Here is a 20,701-nt window from a genome sequence, read left to right on the forward strand (position 1 = left end):
CTTGATGCTTCGCCTTGGCCTGAGTTGCAACTTGGTACAGCTGGCTTGATCTTGGTCGCAGCAGGACGAATTTTTCGCAACTCAGCATTCATAACAACACTGCTGTCGGAAAACAATCCTTCAGCACACGCAAGACGAGCCTTTTCATGCTCGCCCTTGCATCATTCCTCATCGGCTGCGTTGTTTTACTGAAACTTTCTATTCAGGACATTTATCGCTACAAACGCCTCCTTGGCGAAGGAGGAATTCTGGAGTATTCACAAGCCCTGATTCTTTTTACATCCGCTTGGATCGGGTGGCTCATCTCCAAAGATTTCAGCCAGCGCTTGTCCATGCGCCTGCATTCAGTGGTTTACGTGATCATTGCTTTCGTGATGCTGTTGGTTGGCCTGGAAGAGATTGCCTGGGAGCAAATCCTGTTCGGCTGGAAAACACCTGAGAACATCGCTGCAGTCAACGCCCAAAACCAGACAACGCTCCACAACCTTGAATTCTTCCAGAATCACCTCGACCTCAATCTTTTCCTAGTTTCGGTCGTGCTTTTGGTGTTGGTGCTCTGGCGGCCTTCAATTCGAAAGATGCGCACAACGATCCTTGATGAAGCTCGGATTCCCAACAGCAATTTTTTCATTCCGCGATACTTCTGGCCCCTCTTCTTCTGCGCGGCATTTCTGTCTTACTTCGTGGCGACAGAGTCGGGAACGGAGCTTGTAATCAATATCGATCAGGAGTGGGCCGAATTTCTCCTCTATCTCGCTGCTGGTCTGAACTTTTTGAGAACCTACATCCTTCTTGGCAACGCTCAACCGCAACCAAGCCACTGAACAACTGCTCAATGCGCCCGGCCTCCGCCTTGCCACTCTCCAAGCAAGGGGTTCAGGTGCAGATGCACAGCTGACCTGATCCAGCCTCAGCGGACTTGATCCACAGGGCAACGAGGGTATAAATCGTCTGGTGCAGACAAAAAAACCGCTCCATCCCTGGAGCGGCTCAATAGCCAAGGCAATCCCCATCACCCGGCGATCTGCACCACTCTTTGATGCAATGGAAAAATAATACCCACCAAACACCAGATGTAGTGGACGTCAACACTCACTTAAGACTCTGGTGAACATGCGCGAAGTGGCCAGATAACGCAACAGCAGCACTGCATCCAGTGCAAGGGAGCCCGCCTTGAGGAGACACTAAATCTGGAGCAGGAGGTCCAAACCCCTCGGAATTGTGATGCTTCATGCTGAAGACATCCTTAAAGGAGAAGCCATGATTTCTGGCCCATCCTGCCCATTGCGGCTGGGAGTTCTCGATAGTCCCGACTATTGGACTGATGACGCACTGATGTCTGCAGTGCGTCCATTGAATCCAGAGGAACTTCACCACCTGGCCGTTGGATCCCAACAACGAAGAAATCAACAACGCGGTGTTCGCACCACCCGTTCATTCAATTCCGGCGGCTGAACGCAGCCAGGAGTTGATGAATCGGCTCGACAAGCCTGTCGACCCAGGTGCCTGAGCGCCGACCAGCAGGCCGCTGCAATGCCGAGGCATGCAGCATTGGCCCATTGGAGCCATACCCCTCAAAGGCAATCAAAGCGTCTTGAGCTCCCTGCAGCTCCTGGTCGATTCGACGGGAGGAGAAGCGGCTGTGGGCTCGATTTCGCGACGTTGACATGACTGGAGCGGTTGCACCTAAATCCGGTCTGGCTACGGACCGAGCAGCTTGGCAGCAATTGGTGATGCTTCTTAGGGAGCCGAAGCACCACCCATTTACAAACCGTTACAAGAGGCTTAACATTTCGCAACTTGCCTACGAGCAATGGCTTCTTCAACTCCCAACGACGACTGGTTCCAAAGCGCCGCAGCAGCTCAAATCCGCAGCGAGCGTTTCGAACGGGCAGAGCTCCTCAATGGCCGCGCCGCCATGATCGGTTTCGTGGTGGGCGTGCTGACGGAAGCTCTGACGGGGCACGGGATCGTGAGCCAGATCACCTTTGGCGTGTTCGGCTGCAACTGAATCGATCAGGCCAATGGGGCAGAACGCGCCATTGAAATCACGCGTTCCTCACCCATTGGCCGTCGCCAAGCTCAAACAGGTCCTATTTTTTGGGTTGAAACGCTTGATATTGCAGGCGTTTTGCGATAAAAGGTTATGAATCGGTTATGAAGAGATGAAGACAAGCACCGCCCATTCACGCCTCGAGTCCCTCCAGCTCGCCGCTGAAGAGTGTCTGACCCGCGATGAAGCTCAGAAGATCTTGAAGAAGGCAGACAAGGCCCACGCCAAGCTCGAGTCGTCGGCAGCCCCCTTCCACCGCCCCAAGAGCTGACAGGCACCTCAAGCCTGCAGCGGACGAAGAAATAAACCCTCTCACTCATGAACTGGCGTGTGCCCATCCACTCCAAGGCCCATCAAGTCAACGCGGGATGGCTTGAAGCCTCTGCAACGGATCTCTTCGCCTATCCCATGTCGAGCAGATAGTGCATGACGGCAACCCGATGGGACACAGCAATGCCTTCTGGGGAGTCGGGGCCGATCAACGCCTCGGGAACACGATGAATTCGCGTGAGAGGTTTGATCTCGTAGGCCGTCCCTTCGGGAGCACCGGAACCGCGACTGCGGTCCCAGATCCCGCTGGCGTCACCCTTGTAATGCCCCGCCACCTGCGAGAGGTGCGCATAGAAATTGGGCCCGATGCGGCAGACCACGATGGCCAGACAGGCATCGAAATCGTCGGATGAGATCACATTGACCCCATCACGGACAGCACGTTCGTCGACCCCGAGAACCATGTCCTCGAGTGCTGTTTCACCCGTCAACTGCCAGCAACGGATGGTGACGGCGTCGTGTTGACTCACTTTCTGCGGGTGAGGTCGCCGAAATCATCGTCGTTGGGCTGCAGGAACTGCCAAACAACCGGGACTGTGAGGACAACCGTCAGGCCAATGGTGACCCAGATCGCTGTTGTGTAATCACCCATGCCATGTCCCCAATCCAGCGGACCTTAACCAGTCCGGGTTGGAGAAGCAGCGAACACCCGAGTCACACCTGGACATGCCTTTGCCACAACCTGCTCATCCTTCGCAGGGCCGCTGCCAGCACACTTGATTTGGGGGACGAGACACCCCTCACACACGGACCAAGGGCTTCCAGAAAACCTGGAGGCCCTTTTCAATGAGCCTGGATGAGTCCAGCACGCCTCGCCATGAGATGATTAAGCAATCCTTAAGGGCTGCTGGATGGGTCACTTCGCTAAGCAGCTCAGCGCGCAGGAAATCAAGCAGGGCTACTCCCTGCTCAACTTGATGGAACATCTCGACCGCGAGATGGATCTGCTCAATCAGCAGCGGATCCGCGTCGGGCCAACAACCAAGGAAGGGCAGCGACTCACCCAGATCAAGCAGAGCCATTTGCGCAAACTGCAGAGCTGCATCAGCGAACTGAACACCAGTGGCTTCAACGACTGGTTGCTGCACCAACAGCCTGCCTGACCCTTGAATGGGGCTGAGCCATCCCGGGTGAGACAACCCTTTGCCGCTTCCGGTCGTTTACCACCCGCATTACTCCGCGCCGCTGCCGAGCACCCATCGCTTTCCAAGCGATATGACTGTTGAGAATGCACGGAAGCTGTCCTATAAGGCAGTTGTCCAAGGCAACGGCAACTTGCTGATCGGTACGGCATACACCGCCATGCTGGATCTGAACCCCGGTGACGAGTGTGAAATCAAGCTTGGTCGGAAGCAGATTCGCCTGGTTCCTGTCGGGGGTGCTGAAGAATCAGAGGAATCAGTGATCGTTTACAAGCTTGATAGAACATCAGGAGTGAAAGCAATCCCATTCCTCAGCTGGAAGTCAGGAGAAGTGACTGAAAGTGCATCTACTAGGGGCATGAATCTGGAATATGTCATTCCTGAGGGCAGGTCTAAAGGGCTCTTCTTAAGTAAGACAAATAAGGTCTGTGTGCCTCTACAAGCATGAATGCCAAATGACTTATGCACGCCCTCATGTGAATCGGATACTAAAGAGGCATCCTCTGGGTAAAGAATTTTTTATTATTAGAGATTTGATTTTGCGCCACAAAACACCACTTGCTGCGATTTTAACTTGGAGAAAGCGACCCATTCCATGGGATGGCCAGTGGTGGATCATGTATGCAAACAGAATATGGCAAGAATTTAATACTCAAAGCAAGCCTTGGCCTCCCGAAGCCATAAAAAACCGGAAGCTTTGCGCGGAGGAAGCTACAAAGAGAACTAAAGTCTTACTAAAACAACTTGACAAGAGCAAGGAATCTCAATTGATCGCCACTTATATGCTCGAAGATCCACTCACATGGGTTACTAAAAACCACATTCGAGTTTTCCTCGCTCCGATTCAGACAGGAGAAATACCACCCGAGGAAAGCCCTTACTATCCAGTGATCAAGATGTTTGAAAACTACTTAAAGGATTGCCAGAAGAAATCTTAAGAAATTTCTCCTTGACAGCAGCAGCAGCAGCTGAATCTGGGCAGGCTAAGACTACTGACCCCTGGAACACAATCACATATTTCGTATGACATTAGTTCTAACACTATTGAAGACACCTATATTTAATTTAACATTTCTGAGTCTATCAAGGACCAAACACCAATTAATGATGGGTAGTTGATAAATACCTTTGTCTGGCCCAGTGTCCAGACCATAGGGCAGGACTGAGTTCGTACAGTCCTGCCCTATCTAATATTGACATGCAAATAATATTCCTATAAAATATTGAATCCAGGCGGTTTGCCATATCTTTATTACTGTTATGAATGACATCTGCATTACATCCATATAGATCTGAAATTCTAGAGATTTATCAGCACACACAAAGTTTTAGAGAAACAGCAAGACAACTGAGCGACCTACACCCAGAACTACCTGGGTGGAATTGGTTGAGGGAACTGGTCAGCAAAGAATCAAGATGATCCTGGAGGATCAGCTCGATGACGCAGACGACGAAGAAACAGAAAGCTGTTCAGAGGATGACCTTCGAAGGTTTGTCCAGAAGGAACGCGACCTCAACCGGATCATCAATAACCAGACCCGTAAGCAAGACCGCAGATTGAACTCCATCGAAGAGTTGCTGGCCCATATCGAGGACGACCTCAAGGCTTCGGGTAAACACCTCAAGGGGTTCAAGAAATTCTCTGGCAAGAAGCGAGCCAACGAAGCAGCGATGGTCGTTCACCTCTCTGACCTTCACCTCCAGTCCGTCATCGACACCCCCACGAATCGGTTCGACTTCCTGATCGCCTCAAAACGACTGCAACTACTGGCTTCTCGAATCAAGGACTACGGGAAGCTGTATGGGGTCAAGAAGCTTGTTGTCGCTATGGGAGGGGACTTCCTCAAGAACGACAAGAGAACCGATGAGTACCTGACCAATGCCTGCAACCGATCCAAGGCAGTCGTGCTGTCCACTCACCTCCTTCGTCAGATGCTGATGGACCTCCGTCAGTCCTTCTATGTCGAGGTTGTCTCTGTCGCTGGAAATGAATCCAGAGCCAAGGACGAGATTGCCTGGGCCTCTGAGGCAGTGACCGACAACTACGACTCCTTGATCTATTGGATGTTGGAGATGTGCCTCCAGGGGGATAAGGGCCTGACCTTCCACCCCCACCAGGGCAACGAACAGGTGTTCTCCGTCCATGATCAGACCTTCCTGCTACTCCACGGACACCAACTGAACATCGCCCAACAGAAGTCGATCCAGTCAGTCATCGGCAAGTACTCCACGCAGGGCATCAACGTCACCCATGTGATTGGTGGGCATATCCACTCAGCAAACATTTCTGACTATTCGTCCAGGAGTGCCTCACTTTGTGGTGGAGATGCCTACGCATATTCAGCCCTGGGCTACGCCTCTAAGGCATCCCAGAAGCTTCACATCCCCCTGCCTGGCCACATGGATTCTGTGAGGGTTGACCCGCATGATGCCTCTCAAATCCCAGGCTATGACTGCCTTACAGAGGTTGAGAGGCTTGGAGCGAAATCACTCGATCGATCCAACGAACCCGGTGTGATCAATCCGATTCGGATTTAACTTGCCAACTCTGATTTTATTTGCGAATAATGCAGAAACAGCAATTAAATCAATGCTTACCGGAGCTGACCTTCTCGCCAAGGTCAAAGAACTTGGCGATGCCCCCAAGACAGAGCTTGCTAAGGGCTGTGGATACATCGTCACCAAGAAGGACGGTTCGGAGCAGGTGAAGTTCACCCAGTTCTACGAAGCCCTACTTGAAGCCAAAGGTCTTACCTTCTCTACTGGTGGTTCTGCTGGTATCGGCAAAGGTGGACGGAAGCTGTCCTATAAGGCAGTTGTCCAAGGCAACGGCAACCTGCTGATCGGTAAGGCATACACCGCCATGCTGGATCTGAACCCCGGTGACGAGTATGAAATCAAGCTTGGTCGGAAGCAGATTCGCCTGGTTCCTGTCGGGGGTGCTGAAGAAGAGGAGTGAGTCTCGACTTCAACTCAACCGAAGGCACTCCTTAGGGGGTGCCTTTTTTCATGTCGAATTCAGGATCCTTCTTACGTCTTACCTTGGCAGAAGAGATTCTGAGGACTAAGGGGCTGATGGCTGATTATTCCGGACTGCGCTAGAAAGAGCCAAAGGCTGGAGGCACGAATTCTTGCTTAATGATGGCTTTTCGACCTACGCCCGCTAGTCCAGAAAATGTTTGCATTATTCGTTCTCATCCCAGTCATTTGGGTCTTTAGTTTAGGCCTGCTTATATCCATCGCGTTGGTAAATTTTCTAGGACGAAAGAAGTCAAAGCTAGGCAAGAATAATTTGGGTTGCTTCTTGGGTATATGTTTTGGCGTTTGTGTCTGGATGATGTTGGTAGGATCAATTCCTGTTGGAGGGACTTCTGCAAATGACATGGACGGATTCCCAGCACTCTTGCTGAAAATATTCCTGTACACGTTGACACCTGTAGCTACGCTTCCTGCACTTATGACTTACGGACCTGGCAAGAAATGACTTACTCTCGACCCTATGTGAATAATATGCTGAAGAATCATCCTCATGGAGATACTTTTAGGGAGATTCGAGATCTGTCACGCCGGGTTCAAGCTTATGTGCCTCCAATTCCTGACCCTGAAGAGGAGGAACAAACAAAAGCACAAAAGATCTTGTATTCCATACTAAAATTTATACTGAGCATGATCGCATTGGTTGTGCTTGCGGGTTTTAGCGAAGGCGGCGTAAGAATCGGCAAGAGTGAAAGTGACATTAAACGGGAGAACTTGCCCAAATACTACGAGCAATTAAATCAAAAATTGTCTGAACTAATGGATGTTCTTGATTGCTCCAAGGATTCAATATGGCTTGCGACATACATGATTGAAGAAGGAGCACCTGGCTGCCCTTTAGCAGTTAGCGCATTTGAAAAGCATTTAGAAAAGTGCAACGACGAATCTCAATAAATACCAATTTCTTAACCAACATCTTACTCGCTTGCTTGATCGCCTTTAAGGTAGTTCTATCAGTCTTCAATGGGACAGCAATAACTCCAACTGATTTTGTGGTTTTGTTGATAGCGTTAGGTGTATTTCACATGGGCATGATTCCTATCGCTGAATACTTCACTGGACAAAAGACCATTACAATGTGGAGCATTAATAGCGGGATAAAGATTAGAAGGGATGCAACCTGCTCGGTGATGCATGCGCTATTGTTTTCAGTGTTTATGGCATGTACTGGAGCAACGATGATAATGATTGTCGGCAGCTAGATGAAATCAACTTCAGGCACAAAGTGATCCATGAAATTCATAACCTCTGTTAAACTCATAGTTGTTGTCGTCTTTCAGCTGTTCAGTCTTGCCATTCTCTATTTCGGAGGGATGGTAATAAATTGGTCGTGTAGCAGCCTCATATGCGATGACATAGCTTTTTGGTGGTATGTCGGTGGTCTAATAACGATAATTGTGATTCACACATACTTGGCATTTAGAGTCGGCAGAAGTAGGCAACGCAACGGTCAGTCAAGACGGACCTGGGAACAAAAATAGTGATCGTATCTATCTAAGGGGCTTTGGGGTGAAGAGTTCTAAATAGATTTAGCAGTCACATTGAATTGCAAGTGAATAATCATTCTTACATCGTCTATGCCTGGCGCGATAAGGACCAGGAACCTTACTTTGTAAGTAAGCGTCGATCAGACTCTGACGCTCCTTACAAAGACAAGAAGAACATCCTCGCTCCATCAGATCCCAGTCGCATTCTTGTCAGCATGTTTGACAAAGCTTACTGACAGATTGAAGAGGGCGAAGCACGAGTGAAGCCAACCACGGAGAAAGCTTTAGCCATTGTGATCAGGAAGTCTTTGCCTTTGCTGTTGACCAGCAAGGAGCGCAGGTGGGTGGGCACAAAGACCACGACAATCCAGCTGCCAACGTTGCCCCGTCGCCTGTAGACGAGACCGGGCAGGCCACTTTTTGGCAGGGCGTTTTTAGGCTGGGCCAACGCTGGACGCGCTTGATGCAAGGCCTCCCATCAGACATCAGGACACAGGATCCGGCAACCCTTGATCAACCGTTGATCAACCGTCCTCATCGTGAATTGATCAACCCATTCATCAACCCTTTGATCAACCATCTTGATCAACCGTGGAGCCAGGACTTATTGCAAATCGCAGTGCAGGACAGAAACTGAGTGCCACTCCCGGTTGTCTATCACCCGCATTACTCCGCGCCGCTGCCGAGCACCCATCGCTTTCCGATGGCGAAGTTCCGGCTGCTGCATCAACTCCTGCTGGAGCAGGGGGTCGTCCAGGCCGACGAGGTGCATCGGCCCTTGAGCATCGCCCGCAGGGATCTGGAGAGCGTCCATCCCCGCAGGTATCACGAAGCCTTCAGCCGTGATCACCTGACCCGACCGGAGCAACGTCGCATCGGGCTTCCGGCCACGCGGCCTTTGGTGCAGCGCACCTGGCTTGCCGTGGGCGGCACCCTGTTGACGGCACGACTGGCTCTCCAGCGGGGCTTGGCCTCCCATCTAGCGGGTGGCACCCACCACGCACACCCCGGCTTCGGCAGTGGCTTCTGCATCTTCAACGACTGTGCTGTCGCCGCGCGGGTGTTGCTGGGAACAGGGGAGGTGCGGCGAATTCTGATCGTGGATCTCGATGTGCACCAAGGGGATGGTTCGGCAGCATGCTTTCAACACGACCCCAGGGTGACCACCCTTTCGGTGCACGCCGCCAGCAATTTCCCTTTGCGCAAAGTGGACGGGGATATCGACATCCCCCTCGCCGACGGCACCAGCGACGACGACTATCTCGCTGCCATTGCCGACCGGTTGCCCGATGCCTTGGACACCATCGCGCCGGATTTGGTGCTCTACAACGCGGGCGTCGATCCCCATCACGATGATCGGCTCGGCCGACTCGCCCTCAGCGATGCGGGGTTGAAGATGCGCGATCGACTTGTGCTCGATGCCTGCCTGCGCCGCAGGATTCCAACCGCAACGGTGATCGGTGGTGGCTATGACGCCCTCGATCCCCTGGTGCAGCGCCACGCCATCGTGGTGCGTGCTGCTGCCGAGCAGGCTCGCTTGTTCGACCTTCCATGACTGAGGGAATCTCTGAAACCATCCCCCCCTGGAGACCTCTGCTGCGCGCGGCCATGCAGCGGGAGGGGCGCTCCGTTGCCGCCCGCTGGGTGCAACTGGCCACAACAGGACGCGATGGCACACCTCGGGTGCGAACCCTGGTGTTCCGCGGCTGGGCCGGTGCAGCCCAACTCGAACTGTTCAGCGATCAGCGCAGCGAGAAGGTGACGGAACTTGCCAACGATGGAGCCGCTGAACTGTGCTGGTTGTTCCCCAAAGCTCGCCAGCAGTACCGCCTGCGGGGAAAGGTGAAGCTGATCAAAGCCACCGAACAACCTGAGCTCTGTCAGCAGCGCTGGCAAAAGCTCTCCAACACAGGACGAGCCGTCTGGGGGTGGCCCACCCCGGCAGATCCACTGGACCCCACGGCGGCCTTTCCCGATCAACTGGCTGAAACTGCACCACTGCCAGAGCATTTCGTGGTGCTGAGGCTGCAGGTGATCAGCGTTGAGCGGCTCAACCTCGGCCCCCACCCTCATCAACGCACACTTTGGAACGCGGACACGCTCTGGCAGGAGCAACCGCTGAACCCCTGATCACCACCAGCGCTCAACGCGACCAACCGACGGCCGGCCCGGTTCACTGGGCACCGTCACCACCGACAGCCGCTGCAGGTCTCGGCGGTAATCAAAGCGACAGAAGCCAACGCCCGTGCCGGAACAGGCCGAAAGGCTCTCGAGCGCAACAGAGGCCCAGCGCCGCTCCTCCGGCGTTGGCTTTTTTTCCGGCGCGGGACGCCAGCCATCGGCAATCAGGTGGCGATTCGCCTCAAGGATGGTTTGCCTGGCGCTGAGCTGCGGCTCAGGTCTGGCCAAGGCAGACCCGCCCACCAACCAGGGCAGCAACAGCGACAAGACAACACAACGGGCCATGGAGAGGCTCATCCCTCTCTGACCTAGCCATGGATCGGAGCGCTGACCACTGGGGTCAGCCTGCGGTGAGCTGAGCGAGGGGCTGAATGCTGAGGGCGATCACCACACTCACCACAACGCCAACGGCGGCTTTCCAGAGATCCGTACCGATGACCTTGGCCAGACTGCCCCCCTCCCTGTTGGTGAACGGGAGATCTGATGTTTGTTGCTTGATCCGCAGGGCCAACTCACGGCCGCCGATCAGCCCCAGAAACACCCAAGTGGTGCTGAGGGGGAAGCTGGAGAGGAAGGCCTTGTAGAGCAGGCAAAGACCGAACAACAGATCAATCAGCGTGGCCGAACGCAAATCGGAGCTGTTTGTCTTGGTGCGGAGCACGGCCTGGATCGGCCCTCCCCCGGTGGCCACCAGAACACAGAGGCCCATGCAGAGCACCAGCGTGCAGATGAGCATCGGAACCAGGTCCAACTGGCGCGGCAGGAACACGAAAATGTTGGCCAGGTCCTGCACCAGCCACATGCACCAGAGAAAGCCGGTGGAGAACCACTGCAGGCCGTACCAAACCTTGCTGGGGTCTTGGCCGTCCTGGGAACGACAGAACACCCAGCGCTCCAGCGACCACAACCCCAGGCCATAGGCCGCCAGACCCACGCCGAAGGCGAGGCCATACCCCGTCAGCGAGCTGCTGAGCAGCGTGCCGATGTTGGCCGGCATGAACGATGACAACACCAGAAACGAGGTGCTCACCGGTGCTCCCCACTGGGTCAAGGCCACAACAGCGAGCGGTGGAAGCACGTACACCCAGGTGAACGGCTCAGGCCAAGGAAACTCCTTGCCAGGCACACTGAGGCGGCCCCAGGTGGGATCACCGTTGTTGAGGAACCAGCCCAACAGCAGCACTCCACAGGTGACCGTGCAGATGAACAGCATCTGCACGAACTTCGGCGTGCGTTTCCGGTTGGAGGAGAGATAAGTGCCGAGGGTCTGGAGCGAATCGTTCGCCACCACGGAATAGGCCGCCAGCAGGAATCCGACGAGCATCCAGATGCTGACGTCCATGAATCCGATCAAGCCGATGGTTTTCCTTCCTTGTAAGGAGCTCTAGGAGGAACCTCGTTGCTCCAGGCCACTCAAACGTGTCGTGATCAAGGAATGTTGTGTGGTCGACGGTGATGCACCACCGGAGCGATTCGACCACGAACGTAAGTTGACGGATGGATCGGTGTTTTGGGATACACACCCAAATGTCTTAAGAACGAACGGGTTTGACCTCGGCACCAGCCGAAGCCAAATCGCAGTTCCCGTCGGGCATCGCTCGGCCCGGCTTCCAAGCCCCTTAGCGGCTTGGCCCACGCATCATGAGCCGAAAAGAACGGGATTGCAGGACGATCGGCGACGATTTTTCGACATTCACAAATTCCGTTCGAGACCGAATTTGGGACAGCTGCACGTCAAGGCTGTCGCATCAGTTCACCACCTTCAGAGTGCGAATCCCAGTGGCCTTGACCCAACTGGCGAGCGCATCGATATCAGCCCGCTCGGGAATGCAGATGCAACCCGTGCCGGGATAACAGCGGTGGATGCCCAGTGCACTTCGGGTGGTGTCGAAGCGAGGAGTCAGGTCAAACCACAGATCATTCCCCCATGGTTCCGGACGCCCCAGGCTGTACTCACCTGCGGGCAAAGGGGCTGCATTGCCGGGGCTCCAGCGGCGATCAGCACTCTGGCGCCGGGCCACACCACTGGCTGCTGGCCAGCTGGCCAGCAGACGCGGGCCGCGATGCAGTTCAACCTTCCAGATGCGGTTGCCGTCCGGGAACAGCTTGGCCGTACGACGGGTGCTGAGCTGCGGTGGGCCGCCCTGCAGCAGCGCTGTTGTAGGCCCCTGTTGCCCAGGGAGATCAGCGGCCGTTGCAGCGAAGCAGCTCCCCAGCAACACAGGCACCAGCAGGGCGTGGCGCAGCATCAGGATCGTCATGAACGGTGCACCCACTTTGGGGCTGCCACGATGGCCTGCAGCAGACCAAGCCTTGGTGGACGTTCTCGATCTGTTTCCCCGCTCCATCCTTCGGGGCACCCTTCCGGATCCTCTGCTCCAACAGCTGACTGCGCTGAGCGAAAGCGTGCTCGCCCATCCCGAGTCCAGCCCCGATGCATCAGCAAAGCTGGCGGGTCAATTGCGTCAGCAGCGCGAATTGAGGCCTGATCAACCCGGGGTGCAGGAGCTCAGCAACAACCACCTGCTGCCGGCCTGTGATCGCTGGATCCGCCATGTGATGGACCGTCAGCCTCCCCAGGGTCGCGGCCCCTGGGTTCCCGGTCGCTACCGCCTGCAGATGATTGATCTCTGGCTCAATTGCCAGACCGCCGGTGACTACAACCCCACCCACACCCATGGCGGCAGCTTCTCCGGAGTGATCTTTCTGAAGGTGCCACCGCAGATCACCGCCAACAGTTTTGATGGCCAGCTCTGCTTCCACGGCCCGGAAGACTGGCACATTCAGTCGTTCCGCACCGGCATGGCCCACTACGTGCTGCCTGTGCCCGGTGAGTTCTACGTGTTCCCGGCCTGGCAACCCCATTCGGTGATGCCCTTCCGCGGGGACGGGGAACGCTGGTCGCTGGCGTTCAATGTGGTGGCGGCCCCCGGTGTTCCACCCACAGCGATGCAGCAGCCCGCCCCCCAGCAACAACCCCTGGGGAACGTCTCGCTCTCGAGTCAGCGACCCACGGCCAAAGGATTCTGAGGAGAACTGTCAGAGTCGTCCGATTGCATCTGTTCAGGATTCATGGGTGATTCCGCGCCGCTTCAGCAGGCCAAAGCGATTGCAGCGGCGCTGGAGCAGCTGGCCGACCAACTGCGCCCTGAGGTGATTCGTGCAGCACGACTGGATGACGACGGACGCCGCGATCTCGACCGGATCGAATATGCCCTCGGGACCATCGGCAAGGCCTTGATCCTGACGGACTATTCCATCGACGAAGAAAAGGACATCGACAAACTCAAGGCCTTCCGCGAGTCGCAGAAGGGAATGGGCTGAATTCAGACGCTGCTCCAGCGCAGCACCCGGTGCTGAACGGCTCCATCAGGCCTCAGCTCGAGCAGCCTCCCCCCCGGATCATCAGCGCGACCCAGGGGGCAGGGCTGCACCGCTTTGAAACTGCAGAGCGTGGAGGGGCATCCGAGCAGCAGCACATCAGGCCGCGTGGCCCAGGCCCCCTGCCAATGCTGATGGATGTGTCCAAACAGCACCGCCCGCAGGGCCCGATGGGGACGCAACAGCTCCTCAAAACAGGACTGATCGAGGAGCCTGATCGCATCCATGCCGGCATCACCGATGGCAATCGGTGGATGGTGCAGGGCGACCACCAGGGGCAGATCACGGCGCTCCGAGCACTGCAGGCGCTGCGCCAGCCACTGGAGCTGAAGCGAGCCAAGGGCACCGGCAGCTGAACCCACCCGATGGCTGCTCAGCAGCAGCACTCTCACGCCTTGCACCAACAGATCAGCTGGAGCCGTCGTCCAGCGTCTCCCCAGCACCGCATCGAGCAGCAGCGGGTGATCGTGGTTGCCAGGCAGCAGAGCCACCGGGCAGCGCACGTGTTGGCTCAGGACTCGCCGCAGCCGGGCATAACCACCCCAGCTTTCGTCCTGGCAAAGGTCCCCCGTCACCAGCACCAGATCGGGGTTCAAGGCCCCACCAACCTGGAGAGCTCGCTCGAAGTGAGCCAGGGCCGGCCGACCGCGCACCAGCCCCTGATCAGCGGCCACCAGGTGTGGATCACTGAGTTGAAGAATCCTCATCGCTCTCCGGAATGGACTGCCAGCCGCTGCTCCAGCGGGTTGGATCCTTGAGCTCACGCCAGAGCACCCGCTCGCGATGCGACGGAGCCAGCACAGCCGCCAACTCAACCCATCGCAGCGGACCACGCCCGCCTTGCGTGATCAGCTCGAAATGGCGGTAACCGGCCACCGGGCGCTGGCTGGTCCAGGCCCGGGCAGGACGCCAGGCCATCAGCTGGCGACGAAGACCTGACTCACGGTGCTCTCAATCACATGCCCCGAAGCCGCGATCATGTCGGTGTTGTCGGCGATGAATTGCTCCATCACCCCGGGAGCGGCTTGCATCACCGCGCAGACCTTGCTGGGGTCGTCCTTGCTGACACCCCGGTAGAGCGAGGTGATGCCAGCGATTTTCTGAAGCGGCAGGGATGCGTCATAGGTGGCGACCCATTCGGCAAACGACTTGGTGATGGTGAAGGTGAGGACGTGGGTTTCCATCGACCAGAACAACAGCGTCGGCGGACGCTATCACCAACGTTCATCGTCCTCATCGGCAACCGATGGGATCCGACGAGGGGCCTGATCCTCAGGGCGAGACATCACTCTCATTAAGGCCTACTCTTGAGAATGAGCGAGGAGAAGCTGTGACATCGTCCTCCGCGCCTGCCGCAACGGACACCACCCTGCAGCAGGGGCTGCATCAGGACGGCCGCCGTCTGACCCCGCAGCGCAAACGGGTTCTTGAGCTGTTCGAGCGCTGTGGGTCCGGCTGCCACCTCAGTGCCGAAGAGGTGCACCAGCAGCTGGCGGCACTGGAGATGAAGGTGTCTCTGGCAACGGTATATCGCACCCTGCGCCTGCTGGCCGACATGGGGCTGCTCCAGGAACTGGAGCTCAGTGAAGGGGGTCGACGCTTCGAGCTTGCCGTTGACGATCACCGCCAACATCACCATGTGGTGTGCATCCGCTGCGGCCGCACCGAGGAATTCGAAAGTGAGCCCGTGCTGGCAGCAGGAGCTGCCGCCGCTGCCCATGTTGGTTTTCAGTTGATTGAGTCGAGCCTGAACGTGCGTGCGATTTGCCCCAAATGTCAGGGATAGATCGCAACCCCTGAATCATTCATTCGGCGCGAAATTCCTTGTCGTAGAGATCAGCCACCAGAAGCTCGATCAGCTGAACGGACACCAGTTCCTTTTCCCGTCTCAAGGTGTTCAGCAAGATCTGAACCTGGCGGTGATGCATCAATGACACTTCACCCATCTCCAACCATCGGGCACTGAGCAGGGTTTGAAGACGTTGGCGTGGCGACGATGGTGACATCAGATGCGCCCTGTTTCGCACACTGAAGCCAGCAGCACAGCCCCTGAAAAGGCGTGAGCAACAGAAGTCTTCCGAAGCTTTTGTGAAGCAGACGCGCGGGCTGCTTACTTAGGATGCTCGTTGCAGGGCATCCAGTAGCGATCGCCCATGCGATGCACACCCTCACAACCCAATTGGCGCGCCTGTTCCTCCGCCTCTTCGCGACTGGGATAAGCCAGATAGCGGGGATTGGTGGTGGAGCGGATCTGAATCAAGCCCATGCTCATCGGGCCGGCGGTGATCACCCCCATGGTGTTGACACCAACCGCCACCAATCCCATCCCGACGATGGCGGCATTGATCACGCCCATCGCCACCACACCAATCGAAACCACACCCATCGGCACCACACCGATGCAGATCACCCCCATCGGCACGATGCCGATGGAGATGGTGCCGAGGGGAGCAACGCCGATCGCGATCCGCTTCGGCTTGCTGCCGCAATGCCCGCCTTCAGTCATGGATCAGTGGGCTCCCTGGTCATCCGCATCACCGTGCTTGTCGCAGACCATCCACATCTCACCCATCTGGTGAGCACCCGTGCAGCCAAAACCTGGGGCCGCCGCCTCAGCTTCAGCCTGCGTTTTGAACATCGCCTGCTTGGGCTTGCCGTGGGATCCGGCCATGGCCGTTGTTGCCGTGAGCATCAACGCGGCGACAGCAAAACAGATGCGTTGCAACTGATGGCCTCTTCACAGATCCACCCACTATGCCCATAACGCGCTGATCAGCCCTGGAGCGCCCCGCCACAACTTGAGCCGGCGCCAGCGGTGCAGCCAAAACAATGCGGGGCCGTGTGGATGGGCTGATCCAGCGGAACGGCCTCAAGCTGGATCAGATCACGAAGGTGACGCACCTCACCGGGGCAGGGCAGGCCGAGCTGCTGATTGAAATCACAGTCGTAGAGATAACCCTGCCAATCGACACTGATCAGCTGACGGCACATCACAGCCCCCAGATTGTCCGGGTTGTGCGCGTTCTCCAGAAGGGTCTGATAACGCTGCAGATCGCCACTGCGTTCCAGTTGCTTGGCGAAACGTTGGATGGGCATGTTCGCCAACGTCAGCAGACGATCGAAACGGATTCCCAACCCGCCCAAGGCCTTCTTGTAATCCGCCTCCAAGGCTTGCTGGGGAGGAGGCAGCACCGGACCCAGCGGGTTGTAGACGAGATCCAACTGCCGGTTTGGATCACCCTTTCCGTAGCCCAGGGCATTGAGCTGGCGCAGTCCGCTGATGCTGCGCTCAAACACGCCATCGCCCCTCTGTTGGTCAACATTCTCGGCGCTGTAACAGGGCAAGGAGGCGGTGATACAAACCCCCTGCTCCGCCAGGAATTCAGCCAGATCGTCCTGGCCGGGTTCGCTGAGGATCGTGAGATTGCAGCGGTCAATCACGGTGGTGCCGCGTGAGCGTGCCTGGCGCACCAACGCGCGAAAACCCGGGTGCAACTCCGGTGCTCCCCCCGTGAGATCGAGGCAGGAAATGGAATGCCGTTCAAGGATCTGCGGAATCATTGCCAGCAGATCCGCACTCATCATCTCGGTGCGGGTGGGCCCTGCATTGACATGGCAGTGGGCACAACTCTGGTTGCAGCGGTAGCCGAGATTGACCTGCAACGTTGTGAGCTGTCCGCGCTTCAGGGGCGGGAAAACGGTCTCAACAACAGCCACCGGCTCCACGCGGATGAGGCTGATTCTTCCAGACAGAACATGTCCTGCCGAAAGAAACAGATGCTCCCGCTGCTGCGCAGCTGCTCAACCCAACCGGCGACGCTCAGCGAGCTGACGGAACCAGGCGATGTACTGCTCCGGGCCATCGGGCATGAGGGTGTCAATCCGCAGGGGATCCTCCGGATCGGTGATGCCTCGCAAAGTCCCATCGGCATGGCTGGGGCGATCCACCTCTCCATGGCTGCTGTCAACAAGGACAACGCGATTGGATCGACCGCACCAGGCACCGAGGTCCTGCAGCAGGTTGAGGAAACCGCGATCACTGCCACCCCTCAACCAGCCCGTGCCATCAGCCGATGCCGTGGATGTGACCGTGTCTCCCACACCCACCAGCAACGGCATCCGTTCCGCGGGGATGCGCTGCTGCACCAACGCCAACAGCGCTTCGGGATTGTGGGGAGCCGTTCGCACATTGAACGTCTCACCCAAAGGAGATTCACCCCAACGGCGCTGGATGTGCTGATTGAGCAGCACTAGGAGGCCGGCCTCCTTGATGGACCCGGTGAGCATGAATTGAATGTCGGTGGTTCCCACATCACCTGCAGCAGCGGGCTTGATCCGTTCCTGACCTTGCGCATCACGGCCCAGGTTGGGAGCCACATGCAGGAAGAACGATTCCTTCAGGCCCTGGTCGGCAGCCTCAGCAAGCAGCTGATGCATCAGCTCCGAGAGCATCGTCTGCAGGGCTTGCTGAGTGGTGACATCAGCAGGGACGAGTTCAAAAATCCCGTTGAGATTGATGGTGGGTGACACCTGGGTGTCCAACACCGCGGCTCTGGCCACCTCGGCCAGATCATCCACACCCAGCTGCGGCAGCAGGCCGGGCAAACGCTCCATCAATAGAGTTTCCATTCGGGTGGGGGCTGCAGCGAGAAAAGCCATTTCCGCCGGCGAGACCCCGGGGTGGCTCAAGTCGCCATAGCGATCCTGCAGCTGCACCCCTCCAGCCGCCAGGCCTGGCAGATAACGGCCCTCATGTCTAGGGAGATCGGAATTCCCCAGGGCCTGCTCCACGAGGCGGTTCACCCCGCGCCGCCCTTCATGCTCACCGTTGGTCAACACAGCGAATTGACCATCCAGAGCGGCGACCGCATCCACATAGGACGGGTCCATGCGCCGCGTCAGTGGATCCTTCACCAGTTGCATGCAGACGCCGTCCAGGTCCTGCACGATCAGCAGATCCTCAGCACCAGTGAGTTCCTGCAGCAACTGGTCGGGCGTCAAACGGGGCATGGAGGTTCAGGGGAGGTCGCTGCAGCCGACGGAACAGCGGTGCACTTTCATCGCGCAACTGATTAGTGCCAAACCCGTAAGAAGTCCAGTGGGGGGAGGCAGTCAGAAGCACGGATGACAAGCGAAACACCACAGCCAAGCCATCCGGCCAGCGAACATGACGGCCTTGATGCTCCTGCCATGCACCCCACCTGGACCGAACAGTGGTGGCCGATCAGTTATGTGCAGGACCTCGACCCCAATCAGCCGAGCCGGTTCACACTGCTGGAACGGGATCTGGTGATCTGGTGGGATCGCGCCGCATCGAGCTGGCGGGTCTTCCCGGATGTCTGCCCCCATCGTTTGGTGCCCCTCAGCGAAGGGCGGATCAACGAGGAAGGGCTACTTGAATGCCCCTATCACGGCTGGAGTTTCGACGGCGGCGGCCAGTGCCAGCGCGTGCCGCAGGCGCTCGAGAACACCCAGCCGAACAACCGTCGATCCCGCTGCGCCAGCCTTCCCACAGCCACGGGGCAGGGGCTGCTGTTCGTCTGGATGGGGGCCCCCGATGCCGCAGACCCCAGTCAGCTCCCCCTGGTGCCAGCCCTGGAGGAGAACCCCGACAGCTGGACGGTGCAGGACACCTTCCGTGATCTGCCGATGGATGCCGTAACCCTGCTGGAGAACGTGCTGGATGTGAGCCACGTTCCCTTCACCCACCACAAGACCGTCGGCAAACGGGAGAACGCCGCGCCGGTGGAAGCTTCCATCACGGGGGAAGACGCCAGCGGCTTCACGGCCCACTGGGAGGAGGGGCCGCGTCGGGGCAAACTCGGCGCCCAATCCACCACCTTTCATGCCCCGCAGCTGATGTGGCATGACCTCACCGCCAAGGGCTTCGGGCGAATTCTCACGGTGGTCTACGCCGTTCCGATTCGCCGCGGCGAGTGCCGCCTCTTCGCCCGCTTTCCCTTCCAGTTCCAATCCGCCGTCCCCCGGCTGCTGATCGGATTAAGGCCCCGCTGGTTGCAACACATCGGCAATCACAAGGTGCTGGAAGACGATCAGGTGTTCCTGCACTGGCAGGAGCGGGTGCTGGAGCGAGCCGGCGGCAGCCCCGCCGTGGAACGCAGTTTTTTCATGCCCACAACGGCAGACGTCTACGTGGCGGCTCTGCATCGCTGGTTGAACGCCAACGGCGGCGAGCCCTTTGCAGGACAACCCCTACCTCCGCGGCAAAGCACCACGGCGCTGATGGATCGGTATGACAGCCACACCATCCATTGCCGCAGCTGCTCGTCGGCGCTGAGGCGGATTCGTGCGGCACGCCCCTGGGCCTGGGCCCTGCTCTGGGGATCCGCCGTGCTTGTGGGCATCCAGCAGGGCAGCGGCTGGAGCAGCACCGGCTTGGTCACTGCCGCACTGTCGGCCCTGGCACTGCGGCAACTCCACCGCTGGGAGCAGGGGCTGACCCTTGGCAGCGGCGCGGCCCCCCGCAACCGCTGATCAGAGCCCCGGAACAGGAAGCAAGGTCGGCTTCACCTTGCCCTGGATGTCGACCTTGCCGCCGATGGTGACTTTGTTGTCGACAGACACGTCTGCCCGTACCGCAAGCGGGTCTTCAGCGGTGACCGACACCTGCCCCTCAACCCCGCTGACCCGCGCATCGGCATTCACTGTCACAGCTCCCGCAATCGACTTCACGGAAACAGGGCCTTCAATCGCCAGGGGCCCATCGCCGCCGATCGTCACCTGCTCCTGCACCACGACCGGCAAAGGGGTCTCGGAGCGGATGGTGACACTGGGCGGAAGCACCAACTTGTCGACCTGCAATCCGCCCTTGATCGCGATGGGGATGGGCCGACTCAACAGCTTGGCGGCCGTGGCCGCCAGAACCAGGCTGGACAACACAACCGCCGCAGGCCAGCGGTACGCCATCAGCAGATCACGGCTGGTCACAGGCCTCTGGGCAATGGTTTGAGCGCATTACAGCGTGTTTGCCCCGGTCCTGCCCGTGATGACGCCCGCCCAGCCCCATCAGGCCGCTATCGACCAGATGTTTTTACGTGCACGCCGAAGCAAACGATTGACTTATCACATGT

At 57.5% G+C, this 20,701-nt stretch carries 29 protein-coding genes and 1 pseudogene; 15 read left to right on the plus strand and 15 right to left on the minus strand.

The features are described 5' to 3' along the window. The first annotated feature begins 146 nt into the window (after positions 1-146). Positions 147-824, plus strand: a complete 678-nt coding sequence (locus SynRS9907_RS08590) for a hypothetical protein (RefSeq protein ID WP_188022505.1) — start codon at positions 147-149, stop codon at positions 822-824. Positions 825-1,438: 614 nt separating this feature from the next. On the opposite strand, the gene SynRS9907_RS08595 is transcribed toward SynRS9907_RS08590, so the two are convergent. Beyond that, entirely contained in the window at positions 1,439-1,669 is a 231-nt protein-coding gene (locus SynRS9907_RS08595) for a hypothetical protein (RefSeq protein ID WP_188020686.1), read from the minus strand. Between the two features lie 144 nt (positions 1,670-1,813). Between SynRS9907_RS08595 and SynRS9907_RS08600 the strand changes: the two genes are divergently transcribed. Together SynRS9907_RS08600 and SynRS9907_RS08605 are read left to right on the plus strand one after the other, a co-directional pair. Next, complete coding sequence (locus SynRS9907_RS08600; protein WP_115010181.1) at positions 1,814-2,011, plus strand: chlorophyll a/b-binding protein; 198 nt, start codon at positions 1,814-1,816, stop codon at positions 2,009-2,011. 154 nt (positions 2,012-2,165) lie between these two features. Beyond that, positions 2,166-2,324, plus strand: coding sequence for a hypothetical protein (locus SynRS9907_RS08605; protein ID WP_188020687.1), 159 nt, complete (start codon positions 2,166-2,168; stop codon positions 2,322-2,324). A 130-nt stretch (positions 2,325-2,454) separates the two neighbouring features. Here the strand turns inward: SynRS9907_RS08605 and SynRS9907_RS08610 are convergent, their stop codons facing one another. Then, the gene (locus SynRS9907_RS08610; RefSeq protein ID WP_188020688.1) at positions 2,455-2,853 is read right to left on the minus strand and encodes a hypothetical protein; all 399 of its coding nucleotides are present in this window, start codon (positions 2,851-2,853) and stop codon (positions 2,455-2,457) included. After that, positions 2,850-2,975: a hypothetical protein gene (locus SynRS9907_RS14060; protein WP_255445840.1), complete on the minus strand. Its 126-nt coding sequence runs from the start codon at positions 2,973-2,975 to the stop codon at positions 2,850-2,852. The genes SynRS9907_RS08610 and SynRS9907_RS14060 overlap by 4 nt, the downstream gene beginning before the upstream one ends. Before the next feature lie 259 nt (positions 2,976-3,234). Between SynRS9907_RS14060 and SynRS9907_RS08615 the strand changes: the two genes are divergently transcribed. From SynRS9907_RS08615 to SynRS9907_RS08655, 8 genes and pseudogenes are all read left to right on the plus strand, one after another. Further along, positions 3,235-3,486, plus strand: coding sequence for a hypothetical protein (locus tag SynRS9907_RS08615; RefSeq protein WP_188020689.1), 252 nt, complete (start codon positions 3,235-3,237; stop codon positions 3,484-3,486). Positions 3,487-3,607: 121 nt separating this feature from the next. After that, positions 3,608-3,781: pseudogene (locus SynRS9907_RS08620) on the plus strand (AbrB-like transcriptional regulator); the annotation flags it as partial. A gap of 199 nt (positions 3,782-3,980) precedes the next feature. Further along, complete coding sequence (locus SynRS9907_RS08625) at positions 3,981-4,463, plus strand: hypothetical protein (RefSeq protein WP_188020690.1); 483 nt, start codon at positions 3,981-3,983, stop codon at positions 4,461-4,463. Between the two features lie 439 nt (positions 4,464-4,902). Then, entirely contained in the window at positions 4,903-6,063 is a 1,161-nt protein-coding gene (locus tag SynRS9907_RS08630; RefSeq protein WP_188020691.1) for a hypothetical protein, read from the plus strand. A 52-nt stretch (positions 6,064-6,115) separates the two neighbouring features. Next, on the plus strand, positions 6,116-6,484 hold the full coding sequence (locus tag SynRS9907_RS08635; protein WP_188022411.1) for an AbrB family transcriptional regulator: 369 nt from the start codon (positions 6,116-6,118) through the stop codon (positions 6,482-6,484). A 521-nt stretch (positions 6,485-7,005) separates the two neighbouring features. Then, complete coding sequence (locus tag SynRS9907_RS08640) at positions 7,006-7,455, plus strand: hypothetical protein (RefSeq protein ID WP_188020692.1); 450 nt, start codon at positions 7,006-7,008, stop codon at positions 7,453-7,455. A gap of 1,230 nt (positions 7,456-8,685) precedes the next feature. Next, positions 8,686-9,603 (plus strand): histone deacetylase, encoded by a 918-nt coding sequence (locus SynRS9907_RS08650; protein WP_188020694.1) that lies wholly within the window; start codon positions 8,686-8,688, stop codon positions 9,601-9,603. Further along, positions 9,600-10,178, plus strand: coding sequence for a pyridoxamine 5'-phosphate oxidase family protein (locus tag SynRS9907_RS08655; protein WP_188020695.1), 579 nt, complete (start codon positions 9,600-9,602; stop codon positions 10,176-10,178). Before SynRS9907_RS08650 ends, SynRS9907_RS08655 begins: the two co-directional genes overlap by 4 nt. Here the strand turns inward: SynRS9907_RS08655 and SynRS9907_RS08660 are convergent, their stop codons facing one another. From SynRS9907_RS08660 to SynRS9907_RS08670, 3 genes are all read right to left on the minus strand, one after another. Beyond that, positions 10,179-10,526, minus strand: coding sequence for a hypothetical protein (locus SynRS9907_RS08660; protein WP_244275867.1), 348 nt, complete (start codon positions 10,524-10,526; stop codon positions 10,179-10,181). A gap of 43 nt (positions 10,527-10,569) precedes the next feature. Beyond that, positions 10,570-11,553, minus strand: a complete 984-nt coding sequence (locus tag SynRS9907_RS08665) for a hypothetical protein (protein ID WP_255445841.1) — start codon at positions 11,551-11,553, stop codon at positions 10,570-10,572. A 424-nt stretch (positions 11,554-11,977) separates the two neighbouring features. Beyond that, on the minus strand, positions 11,978-12,490 hold the full coding sequence (locus SynRS9907_RS08670) for a hypothetical protein (RefSeq protein ID WP_255445842.1): 513 nt from the start codon (positions 12,488-12,490) through the stop codon (positions 11,978-11,980). 55 nt (positions 12,491-12,545) lie between these two features. Here SynRS9907_RS08670 and SynRS9907_RS08675 point away from each other — a divergent pair, with 55 nt between their 5' ends. After that, positions 12,546-13,259 carry a putative 2OG-Fe(II) oxygenase gene (locus SynRS9907_RS08675; RefSeq protein WP_115081914.1) on the plus strand — a complete coding sequence of 238 codons (714 nt, stop codon included), beginning with the start codon at positions 12,546-12,548 and terminating at the stop codon, positions 13,257-13,259. A 42-nt stretch (positions 13,260-13,301) separates the two neighbouring features. Next, positions 13,302-13,553, plus strand: coding sequence for a hypothetical protein (locus tag SynRS9907_RS08680; protein ID WP_114987861.1), 252 nt, complete (start codon positions 13,302-13,304; stop codon positions 13,551-13,553). A gap of 2 nt (positions 13,554-13,555) precedes the next feature. Here SynRS9907_RS08680 and SynRS9907_RS08685 read toward each other — a convergent pair whose 3' ends face one another. The 3 genes from SynRS9907_RS08685 to SynRS9907_RS08695 are packed head-to-tail and all read right to left on the minus strand — an operon-like array spanning position 13,556 to position 14,794. Continuing rightward, positions 13,556-14,317, minus strand: a complete 762-nt coding sequence (locus SynRS9907_RS08685; protein WP_188020697.1) for a metallophosphoesterase — start codon at positions 14,315-14,317, stop codon at positions 13,556-13,558. Further along, the gene (locus tag SynRS9907_RS08690; RefSeq protein WP_188020698.1) at positions 14,295-14,528 is read right to left on the minus strand and encodes a TIGR02450 family Trp-rich protein; all 234 of its coding nucleotides are present in this window, start codon (positions 14,526-14,528) and stop codon (positions 14,295-14,297) included. Before SynRS9907_RS08690 ends, SynRS9907_RS08685 begins: the two co-directional genes overlap by 23 nt. Further along, a complete protein-coding gene (locus tag SynRS9907_RS08695; protein WP_114987863.1) occupies positions 14,528-14,794 on the minus strand; it encodes a DUF3764 family protein in 267 nt (88 codons plus the stop codon). The genes SynRS9907_RS08690 and SynRS9907_RS08695 overlap by 1 nt, the downstream gene beginning before the upstream one ends. A 146-nt stretch (positions 14,795-14,940) precedes the next feature. On the opposite strand from SynRS9907_RS08695, the gene SynRS9907_RS08700 reads away from it, so the two are divergent. Continuing rightward, the gene (locus SynRS9907_RS08700) at positions 14,941-15,396 is read left to right on the plus strand and encodes a Fur family transcriptional regulator (protein ID WP_188020699.1); all 456 of its coding nucleotides are present in this window, start codon (positions 14,941-14,943) and stop codon (positions 15,394-15,396) included. Between the two features lie 19 nt (positions 15,397-15,415). On the opposite strand, the gene SynRS9907_RS08705 is transcribed toward SynRS9907_RS08700, so the two are convergent. The 5 genes from SynRS9907_RS08705 to stpA form a co-directional block, all read right to left on the minus strand. Beyond that, positions 15,416-15,616, minus strand: coding sequence for a hypothetical protein (locus SynRS9907_RS08705; protein ID WP_006850862.1), 201 nt, complete (start codon positions 15,614-15,616; stop codon positions 15,416-15,418). Between the two features lie 104 nt (positions 15,617-15,720). Continuing rightward, on the minus strand, positions 15,721-16,116 hold the full coding sequence (locus SynRS9907_RS08710) for a hypothetical protein (protein WP_188020700.1): 396 nt from the start codon (positions 16,114-16,116) through the stop codon (positions 15,721-15,723). Positions 16,117-16,119: 3 nt separating this feature from the next. After that, complete coding sequence (locus SynRS9907_RS08715; RefSeq protein WP_255445843.1) at positions 16,120-16,335, minus strand: DUF3721 domain-containing protein; 216 nt, start codon at positions 16,333-16,335, stop codon at positions 16,120-16,122. Between the two features lie 47 nt (positions 16,336-16,382). After that, a complete protein-coding gene (gene arsS / locus SynRS9907_RS08720; RefSeq protein ID WP_188020701.1) occupies positions 16,383-17,336 on the minus strand; it encodes an arsenosugar biosynthesis radical SAM (seleno)protein ArsS in 954 nt (317 codons plus the stop codon). 75 nt (positions 17,337-17,411) lie between these two features. Continuing rightward, complete coding sequence (stpA, locus tag SynRS9907_RS08725) at positions 17,412-18,620, minus strand: glucosylglycerol 3-phosphatase (RefSeq protein ID WP_188020702.1); 1,209 nt, start codon at positions 18,618-18,620, stop codon at positions 17,412-17,414. 180 nt (positions 18,621-18,800) lie between these two features. Here stpA and SynRS9907_RS08730 point away from each other — a divergent pair, with 180 nt between their 5' ends. Further along, positions 18,801-20,105 carry a Rieske 2Fe-2S domain-containing protein gene (locus SynRS9907_RS08730; protein WP_188022414.1) on the plus strand — a complete coding sequence of 435 codons (1,305 nt, stop codon included), beginning with the start codon at positions 18,801-18,803 and terminating at the stop codon, positions 20,103-20,105. Here SynRS9907_RS08730 and SynRS9907_RS08735 read toward each other — a convergent pair whose 3' ends face one another. Further along, positions 20,106-20,558 (minus strand): hypothetical protein, encoded by a 453-nt coding sequence (locus tag SynRS9907_RS08735; protein ID WP_255445844.1) that lies wholly within the window; start codon positions 20,556-20,558, stop codon positions 20,106-20,108. Positions 20,559-20,701: the final 143 nt, after the last annotated feature.

The organism is Synechococcus sp. RS9907, assembly GCF_014279615.1.
Taxonomy (GTDB): domain Bacteria; phylum Cyanobacteriota; class Cyanobacteriia; order PCC-6307; family Cyanobiaceae; genus Parasynechococcus.

Coding starts and splice junctions, on each gene's coding strand:
- SynRS9907_RS08665 (WP_255445841.1), bottom strand. CDS start 11,553: ATGCTCGTCGGATTCCTGCTGGCGGCCTATTCCGTGGTGGCGAACGAT.
- SynRS9907_RS08680 (WP_114987861.1), top strand. CDS start 13,302: ATGGGTGATTCCGCGCCGCTTCAGCAGGCCAAAGCGATTGCAGCGGCG.
- SynRS9907_RS08655 (WP_188020695.1), top strand. CDS start 9,600: ATGACTGAGGGAATCTCTGAAACCATCCCCCCCTGGAGACCTCTGCTG.
- SynRS9907_RS08640 (WP_188020692.1), top strand. CDS start 7,006: ATGACTTACTCTCGACCCTATGTGAATAATATGCTGAAGAATCATCCT.
- SynRS9907_RS14060 (WP_255445840.1), bottom strand. CDS start 2,975: ATGGGTGATTACACAACAGCGATCTGGGTCACCATTGGCCTGACGGTT.
- SynRS9907_RS08600 (WP_115010181.1), top strand. CDS start 1,814: ATGGCTTCTTCAACTCCCAACGACGACTGGTTCCAAAGCGCCGCAGCA.
- SynRS9907_RS08590 (WP_188022505.1), top strand. CDS start 147: ATGCTCGCCCTTGCATCATTCCTCATCGGCTGCGTTGTTTTACTGAAA.
- SynRS9907_RS08605 (WP_188020687.1), top strand. CDS start 2,166: ATGAAGACAAGCACCGCCCATTCACGCCTCGAGTCCCTCCAGCTCGCC.
- stpA (WP_188020702.1), bottom strand. CDS start 18,620: ATGCCCCGTTTGACGCCCGACCAGTTGCTGCAGGAACTCACTGGTGCT.
- SynRS9907_RS08635 (WP_188022411.1), top strand. CDS start 6,116: ATGCTTACCGGAGCTGACCTTCTCGCCAAGGTCAAAGAACTTGGCGAT.
- SynRS9907_RS08690 (WP_188020698.1), bottom strand. CDS start 14,528: ATGGCCTGGCGTCCTGCCCGGGCCTGGACCAGCCAGCGCCCGGTGGCC.
- SynRS9907_RS08670 (WP_255445842.1), bottom strand. CDS start 12,490: ATGACGATCCTGATGCTGCGCCACGCCCTGCTGGTGCCTGTGTTGCTG.
- SynRS9907_RS08685 (WP_188020697.1), bottom strand. CDS start 14,317: ATGAGGATTCTTCAACTCAGTGATCCACACCTGGTGGCCGCTGATCAG.
- SynRS9907_RS08615 (WP_188020689.1), top strand. CDS start 3,235: ATGGGTCACTTCGCTAAGCAGCTCAGCGCGCAGGAAATCAAGCAGGGC.
- SynRS9907_RS08730 (WP_188022414.1), top strand. CDS start 18,801: ATGCACCCCACCTGGACCGAACAGTGGTGGCCGATCAGTTATGTGCAG.
- SynRS9907_RS08595 (WP_188020686.1), bottom strand. CDS start 1,669: ATGTCAACGTCGCGAAATCGAGCCCACAGCCGCTTCTCCTCCCGTCGA.
- SynRS9907_RS08710 (WP_188020700.1), bottom strand. CDS start 16,116: ATGACTGAAGGCGGGCATTGCGGCAGCAAGCCGAAGCGGATCGCGATC.
- SynRS9907_RS08705 (WP_006850862.1), bottom strand. CDS start 15,616: ATGTCACCATCGTCGCCACGCCAACGTCTTCAAACCCTGCTCAGTGCC.
- SynRS9907_RS08660 (WP_244275867.1), bottom strand. CDS start 10,526: ATGAGCCTCTCCATGGCCCGTTGTGTTGTCTTGTCGCTGTTGCTGCCC.
- SynRS9907_RS08625 (WP_188020690.1), top strand. CDS start 3,981: ATGACTTATGCACGCCCTCATGTGAATCGGATACTAAAGAGGCATCCT.
- SynRS9907_RS08695 (WP_114987863.1), bottom strand. CDS start 14,794: ATGGAAACCCACGTCCTCACCTTCACCATCACCAAGTCGTTTGCCGAA.